Annotated in this window: 2 protein-coding genes; both read left to right on the top strand. The window is 44.9% G+C overall.

Going from position 1 to position 7847, the window contains the following annotated elements; translation table 11 throughout:
• Positions 1-143: 143 nt before the first annotated feature.
• Positions 144-6800 carry a LysM peptidoglycan-binding domain-containing protein gene (locus KP814_RS26595; RefSeq protein WP_253938653.1) on the top strand — a complete coding sequence of 2219 codons (6657 nt, stop codon included), beginning with the start codon at positions 144-146 and terminating at the stop codon, positions 6798-6800.
• Positions 6800-7666, top strand: coding sequence for a hypothetical protein (locus tag KP814_RS26590; protein ID WP_216739620.1), 867 nt, complete (start codon positions 6800-6802; stop codon positions 7664-7666). The genes KP814_RS26595 and KP814_RS26590 overlap by 1 nt, the downstream gene beginning before the upstream one ends.
• Positions 7667-7847 lie beyond the last annotated feature (181 nt).

The raw sequence follows: 7847 nt of genomic DNA, 5'->3' as shown, positions 1-7847 counted from the left end.
ACCTGGCGACGCTGACGTCGCCGGAGCAGGTGAAGGCGCTGGGCGTGCTGCAGACGCAGATGAAAGTCAGCGTGTATGACGAACGCAACCGCCAGACGGACACCTTTGAGGCGCCTCATGATTACAGCCAGTTGAGCGCTTCCTTGACGGAAGAGGAGGTTGATAAGAATTGGAGTTCAACCGTCGACTTTGAGGAGTACAGGCAACGACTGCTGGGAACGCAGGCGCCTCAGCCTGGGCTTACAGCTTGGGAGGATGTCAAAGAGGAAACGACGGTAGAGTATAACGAAAAGAATGTTGGGTATTATTCCAGTGCTCCAGGCACAAGTTCTTCTACTACTCCGATTGGATTTGATGGCTTTGATTTGACTCAGGTCGAATCTGCCCTGGCGTTGCAGTATGAATTAACAAAAGTAGGTAAAGGCTTAAGTGACGTTGCATTAAGTAACGCTACCAATAGCTATGACTCCGCCTGGCAAGCGCAGAGGGTGGAAAAAGATCCTGCAAATGAAAATAAATATGTCAAAACAACTGTTCGTATCTGGCGAGCCGCTGAGCCAGTAGGGGCAACCCACAATTATTATATCTATCGTGATGTACAGACACAGGAATTTACCTTCAAATCCGATCTTGAGTTGGACGCGGAGGCGCTTTCAAGTCTTAAAATCGAGGAGAAGGAAAACAGTTATCACGTATTGATCAGTTATGAGCGTGGCGGAACTGTGACAGTGACGGCCCCTATGAAAACCACTCATGACACTAAGAGAGTCAGGCTTGAAAGAAGTGTTGTTGATGAGTATGTGAAGGTGGGCGGAAAAAAAGGAGAGGCCAAGGCTATTGGCAGGGATGTGGTGGAAATAGAAGGAGTGATAGATGTAACACATGCTATAGGAACATATGGTCAAGCTACTGCGGCAATATGGAAAAATTTATATAAAGTAAAAATTCCACAGCAACTTAGAGAATTAGGGCTCCCATTAAAAGTCGACTTTTATTACGGATCTAAGCTGGTTGACACAGGGGTGCCGACCAATATTTCTGACTATGTTGAGTTTCAACATAATGGGAGTGTCGGGAAGGGGGGGATTCATGATCAAACTGTCTCCTTTAAAATTTATGTTCCATCACTCGGTGGTTTGAAGTTATTTGAAGGTAGTTATAGTTTTTCGTTAAATCAAGGGCGACGAACGACGAAGGTATCTAAATCTACTGAGTTTGGTATGTTGATTATCGGTGAGCCAAATACTCTAGATTCAATAGTGGGCTCGCTTTCTGCTCCAAAAGATCATGGGCTTCCAAGTAAAACCACAGTCACAATCAACGGAAAAGAAGATGTTGTATATGCGGATGAAAAATACGGTTGGCCAACTACCGCAAGATGGAGTAACTCATATACAGTTGAAATTCCTCCTGAGCTTAAACGGCTTGGGGTTCCGCTAAAAATAAAGTTTTCCAGTTCTGAGAAGGTTGAGGAAAAGATAGTTAATCCGGGGCAGCAAAGTATTGTTTTCACCCATGTAGGGCGGGTCGAAAGGTCTGGTCGTAATGACTTTCCTGGTCAGACAGTAGGTTTTAGTATTTATGTTCCAAGCATAAGTAATGTTAAAGTTTTTGATGGCGTATATAACTATTCTCTTCAGGAAGGGAGAAAAACTGGTTCAGCTACAAGTACTAGTTTTGTTGAATCCGCAGAGTTAGGCGGGCGGGCTATAAAATATAAAGAGAGATTTTACTTTGCGCTTTCTGAAGGGGCATATCAGTTAGATTATGAAACACGTAACGCACAAGGGGGAGTTCAAAATAGAGCTTCAGCCAGCGTTTATGTAGGAATGGGATCTGGTAATGTAGATGGCTATAAGTATGAGTTTATTCATAATTACGTAGTAACTAAGAAAACACACACAGAGTCAGCCCAGACAACATCGTCAGAAAATATAGGCGGCTCCTGGAAGTTAGAGAGCCCTGAGCAGAGAAGTGTAATCCAAAATTACCGCGTTAGTTGGTTGTTAGGTGAACAGTCAAGTTATCAAATTCACCGCAGTCAGAGATACAACGCGTTTGGCGAGATTGTAAAGGAGGTGGATGGTAACGGTAACGCCACTCACATGGCCTATGACGCTCAAGGCAGACTTACTTATAAAGTTGATCCGAAAGTGGCTGTATATCAGGATCATGGGCCTGAGTCCGCAAGCGATTCTAATAGTTCATTGAAGTCGCTAAACGCCCATCCTGTAACTAAATACTATTACGACGGTCAGAATAACCTCGTCGCAAGTCAAGATGCGAACAGCTATCTGCATCAACAGAAATCGGGGTATTCCAATGAATGGAAAGGCGATACAGCATTTTATCGTGGTCAGGAGTACGCTGCAGGACAAGTCGCGTCTGAAGTAGATGCGATGGGAGCGAAGAAGACTTATAAGTACGATCAGTTAGGCAATAAGCGTTTAATGATCGATGAGTTGGGTCGCTATCATTCTTTCATTTATGATAAAGCGAACCGTTTGCAGGAGGTTCGTCAATTTAGCTCTCTCAGCAACTATCTCCAGGGCTCGTCATATTCCAGTGAGCGTTATAGTTATGACGAAGCTGGCAATAGGATCACTCATACTAATGCGGCGAACTTTCAACAGAAGTATTTTTATGACGGTGAAGGACGTATCACTAAGCATATCAGCTTCGACGATGGCGATATCTCCAACAACAGCGCCAAATGGGAAAGAAGAGAAACTTATTATAAATATTCCTATGACGCTGAAATTGGCGGCATTGGCGGTTTCAGAAAAACGACGGAAAATGGTCTAAATACAGAAACCAACGCTAACTATAGAACGAATCACCTTTTAACCGATGATGTCGATTATTTTGGAAAAATTCGCTACCACAAGGACCTGGGGGGGCATGAATTCTATTATGAGTATAACCAAGCTGGCTGGTTAACAAAGCAAACCAGCAATACAGCATTTAACTACTCTGATAGCATCATTCCTACAGACACAGGAATTGCCGATAGGGTGAGGCAGCGTAAGTCACAAAAGATTGAGTATAAGTACTATGCAAATGGAAGTTTGCATCAAGTACTTGATGAGGGGGCTAAAAGCTTTACTGAATTTCGGTATGACGCCAATGGAAATGTCGTTGGAGAAACCTATCGTAGTAAGCCATTTTCTGATTTGGCGGGTGGGCTCGAAAACGACACGCTTCCTTATCAAAATGTGACGGCTAAATATGATGCGCTAAATCGTGTCTATGAAATTGATGATTATGACTACAAGCTCAATTACTTTTATGACGCGGTAGGCAATCGTCGCCGGGTGAAAGCTGAATATGACAATGCGGCTATTTCAAGCGATAAATATGGAGAAAATAAGCTAACGCAGGATTTCTTTTATCTCTACGATAAAGAGAATCGCTTCCTGGTTACCATGGGGGCGTTAAATCAAGCTGCTAATGGCGTGCGGACGATAGGCGCCGGGAATACGGGATATTCTATTAAGTATGACGCTATGGGGCGTCGCCTCAGTAGCGATAGCGCGCAACTATCCGAAAATAGCGGTTCTCCACAAGAGGTTCGGCAGAAATACGGCTATGACGAAAGAGGCAACCTGGAAACCATCTGGTTATATGACGAAAAATTTAAAGATGCTACTGGCGCAAACTTTGATGGTGGGTATGTTTTAATCTCACGGAGAGAGAACATTGATCCGTTAGGAAGAACGAAAAAGAAGACCGAGTATAAGTACGAAAAATATAATGGAAACGTTCAGACGTTCAAAGTCAGTGAAGAATCCTATGATTATAATGCTGATAACCGTCTATTAGAAAGTAAGATTACTGTCGCTGATAGCCGCGCTGTCGATAGAAGTATTAAATATCACTATCTAAATGACGGACAGACTCTGCGTCAAACGGAGTTTAAAGGAAGTGGCGATGATGCGAATAGTGTTACTGACTATTTCTATGATTCTCAAGACCGCTGGGATACTTATAAGGAAAGTAAAGTTACCATCACGGCTACAAAGAGTGGCGTAGATAACTGGAAACCAGGAACTTCGTATTACGCATACGACGCCAACGGCCATAATCTGTTTGTATACGACCATGCAGCGGACCGTAGCCTGAGTTACGTCAATAATCATAATGGGCAAATACTTTTCCGGGATGAAGTGGACTGGGAGGAAAAAGGAGGTAAGGCGCCGGTCCGACGCAAATTCTTCTATCTGAACGGTATTGTTCGAGGCGATATGGGGAGTGATGATGTTCCATCTCGCACTGACTATGTTCAGCATTTGGCTAACATGCCGGATACAGAACACGTTGTTGGCCAGGAGCAGGTGACGATCCCGGTTGGAAAAGAGGGGCACTTTACCTTCAATCGGGATGTTAAGCGTAAGATTGGGTACTCAAATCTGAAGCGAATAGTCCCTGTTACCTCTGCGGACTTCGATCAAAACTTCCAGCCTATAAACTCGAACTATCCGGGTAAGGCGCCGACATATTATCGCGTAAACAGTGGCGACACTTTGGCGACGATTGCTTCAAGACTCTGGGGCGACGCCAGCCTTTGGTATCTGATTGCTGACGCGAATGGGTTGTCAGGAGATCAGGATCTAAAAGCAGACCTGAATCTGGTCGTCCCGAACGTGGTAACGAACATCCACAATAATGCGTCAACGTTCAGGCCTTACGATCCTGGTCTGGCGTTGGGGGATACGACGCCGACACTGCCTGAACCGCCGCCTCCGCCCAAGAAGGGCAAATGCGCTGGCGCTGCGATATTTGTAATGATTATCGCAATCGCCGTAACCGCTATAGTGGCTCCGGCATTGGCGGGCGTCGTTGGTGATGCGCTGTTCACTGCCGGCATGACTACCGTTACCAGCATAGGCGCAGGCGGCGCTACCATAACCACGCTAACAGCGGGCGCAAGCGCTTTTGCAACAGCGGCGGGGGCATTTGTCGGCGGCCTTGCCGGCAGTGCTGTTTCTCAGCTTGCGGCAAAAGAGCTGGACCTTCAGGACCACTTTTCACTCCGGTCTGCGCTACGCGGAGGGCTTACCGCCGCCGCTACAGCCGGGATCAGCCAGTACATGGGGTGGGGGAAAGATATATCTTGGTCGGCAACCGCCGGCAAAGCTTTAACGGCGGTAGGCGCAAACTACGCCGCAGGCAAACTCGTCGACCAAGAGACCCACTTCAGATGGCGAGATGTCGCCGCGAGTCTGGCGACGAGCGCCATTATGGGAGGAACCGGACTTGGTAAAACAGGCAGCATTCTTCACAGTGGACTGGAAGCGCAAAGCTGGATGCCGAGCCCCCTGAGCACACCTCTATCCTATTCAGCGATAAGCGGAATAACGTCGGGAGTCGTGTCTGAAGCAGTGAGGACCGCTGTTTATGACAGCGAAGACTATCGTCCTGACTATGTGGGGATGATAGCGGGGGTTGTTGGGAGTGCTTTAGGAGATTTAGCTCTAATCGGAGTATCTAGTGGTGGTGTAAAAACTTCAAACCAAGTTAGTGAGTCAATTAAAGGGACGGATTACGAGTTTGAGTTAAAGGCTTTATACAACGGTCTGGAAAATATTGACGATCCTTTGCCGAGCTCTGCTTTTGATGTATTAAAAAGGCCATCGCAGCTGGGTACCACTGTAGTGATAGATAAGGGGCGCGTAATTGGCGACGAGCAGGGCGGAGGCGTTCTAGGAGAAGTTGGTAAGTTCGGAATTGGTTTTGCGAAGGCGCTAGGTTCCGCAGTGTATGAACCATTAGCAATGGTGTATGACATAGAGCAGGTGGCCTGGAATTTTGGGAAGTCATTACTGACAGGAAATGCACCAGAAGATATCAACTACACCAGCGCTATGGGGCAATCTGTAGCGGGTGGCGCCGGTACTGGCGACATACTGCTCGAGATGGCTGCGGGGATTATTTTTGCACCTTATACGTTTGGGTATGAGCTGGGGACCGGCGTTATTACTGGGGATGGCGAAAGAGCTGGAGAGGCATTTGGCAATCTTTTCATGATGTTCGCGGGCGCAAAGAGGTCTGGAGTAGGAAAAGTCGAGTTTAAGGGTTCTGGGTCAATTTCATCTGGAAATCAAATCGGCTCGATTGGTGATATTAAAAGTAAAGGTGGCGGATCGGGGCTTCCCTCTCGTAAATCGATTAAAGAAGGAATAGAGACTACGACAAGTGAAGCTGTATCTCTCTTAAGGTCAGAGTTTGGTAAAAAATTGGTCGAGAGTGTTAGGGATAAGGCGTATGAGTTGATGGCTGCTCATACTAAATCAGCTCGTGGTAGATTGGCGGCTGTTGCAAAAGTAGGCTTACCAGAGTTAGGGGTATTTAGTGACTTTTTTACGAATTTAAAGGGAAATGTAAAGGGCCTTAAAGGAGCAAGCTTGATTGAGGGGGAGACTACGTTATTTAAGATTACAGATGTAGATAAATACATTTATGAAGTCCGTAAGCTGTATGAATTGGCAGAGGAGAATCCTGCGCCTCTTAGCACTAATGCTGAAATTCTTATAAGAGAATATATTGGCTCAGCAGGCGAGAAGATATTCAGTACAGATAATGGACTGCCTGGACTTCACGCGGAAGTGAGAGCCGCCAATGATTTGTTCAATCAACTTAGCAAACATTCTCTAACCTTGAAAGAAAAAATTCAGGTGGCGACTGTTAATATCACTACTAATCCTGCTAAGAAAGGGAAAGATTTTGAGGCTTGCCAGAATTGCAGTGGAATACTACCCTCTTCCATTTTTGAAATATTAACTAATAAAGGAGCAGAATAATGCTGAGAATTAAAGCTGAGAGGCTAACTAATAATGGAGGGGTGTTCTTTTATAAAGAAGAAATATTCACGGGTTTGGCTTTTTTTCTGCTGCCAGAAGGGCGATTGAGAGGCGACGTAATAGTTAATGGATGTATCGAGAATGAATATAAAAATTGTTATTGGTCAAAGATTTCTCTTTCGGATATATGTATAGAAGAAACGTTTTTAGATTCTGGTAGTGAGCCTGTTTCTTATAAAGGTGAGCCGTTTAATGGTACCGTTTTTGAGTTTGATAAAGATGTCTGTGTTGCTGAAAAATATTATAATGGAGGAGTTCTTCTGCATGAGGCTAATTGGACGTATCACGGGGATATAGAGTTTCTTGTTATTCAAGAAAATGATCTTTCACAAGAGTATGAATGGCGGAATGGTGTGCCTGTATCATTGGAGTTATATAGTGAAGATAATTTTAAGTATAGAGTTGGGGTTGGTGACACCGGGAGAGTTTACGCTATTCTAGCGAATGGAAACTACTTCGAAAAAGCAAACTCTTTACAGGGGCGGGTTAGTTTTGATTTGTGGAAGGGGTGGGAATGGTTTGAAATGCAAAGTATATCTACTCGTTTGGCGATAATGGGGGATGCTGCAGATGATAAGTTGCTTAGCTACCTAAAACAAGCTAGCGGGTATCAGCATGTGTCTAGTATAGTTCTGGATGATAGTTCTATTTCAATGGAAGGAATTTTAAGCTTTTTAGAGTTGAAGAGTCTTGAGTCTATTGATGTTCGAGATGTTCGGCCAGAAGTTAGGGGTGTAATGGCTGAGTTTAAAAGAAATAGGAAGCGTTGTAGAGTTGTTTTTAACAGGGAAGAAATAGTTGTTTGATGTGGCGGTCTGTAAATGGTGCTCTTAAAATTTTGCTAGGGAAAGCAAGTTTTAAATCTGGCAGGACTCGAAACTCTGTGTCTGAAAAGTTGCAGGTTAATGTGAATATCTAACATTCCCTCAAAGTGAACTGACAACTGCGAGGGTGCCTTGGTAGCCGTGTGCTCATCTTTTGAGGCGT

The organism is Hahella sp. HN01, from assembly GCF_018986435.1.
Lineage (GTDB): Bacteria > Pseudomonadota > Gammaproteobacteria > Pseudomonadales > Oleiphilaceae > Hahella.
This window is presented reverse-complemented; position numbering and strand designations above follow the sequence as displayed.

What these genes read in the sequence shown, in the direction of transcription:
- KP814_RS26590 (WP_216739620.1), top strand. Translation starts at nt 6,800, where the DNA reads ATGCTGAGAATTAAAGCTGAGAGGCTAACTAATAATGGAGGGGTGTTC.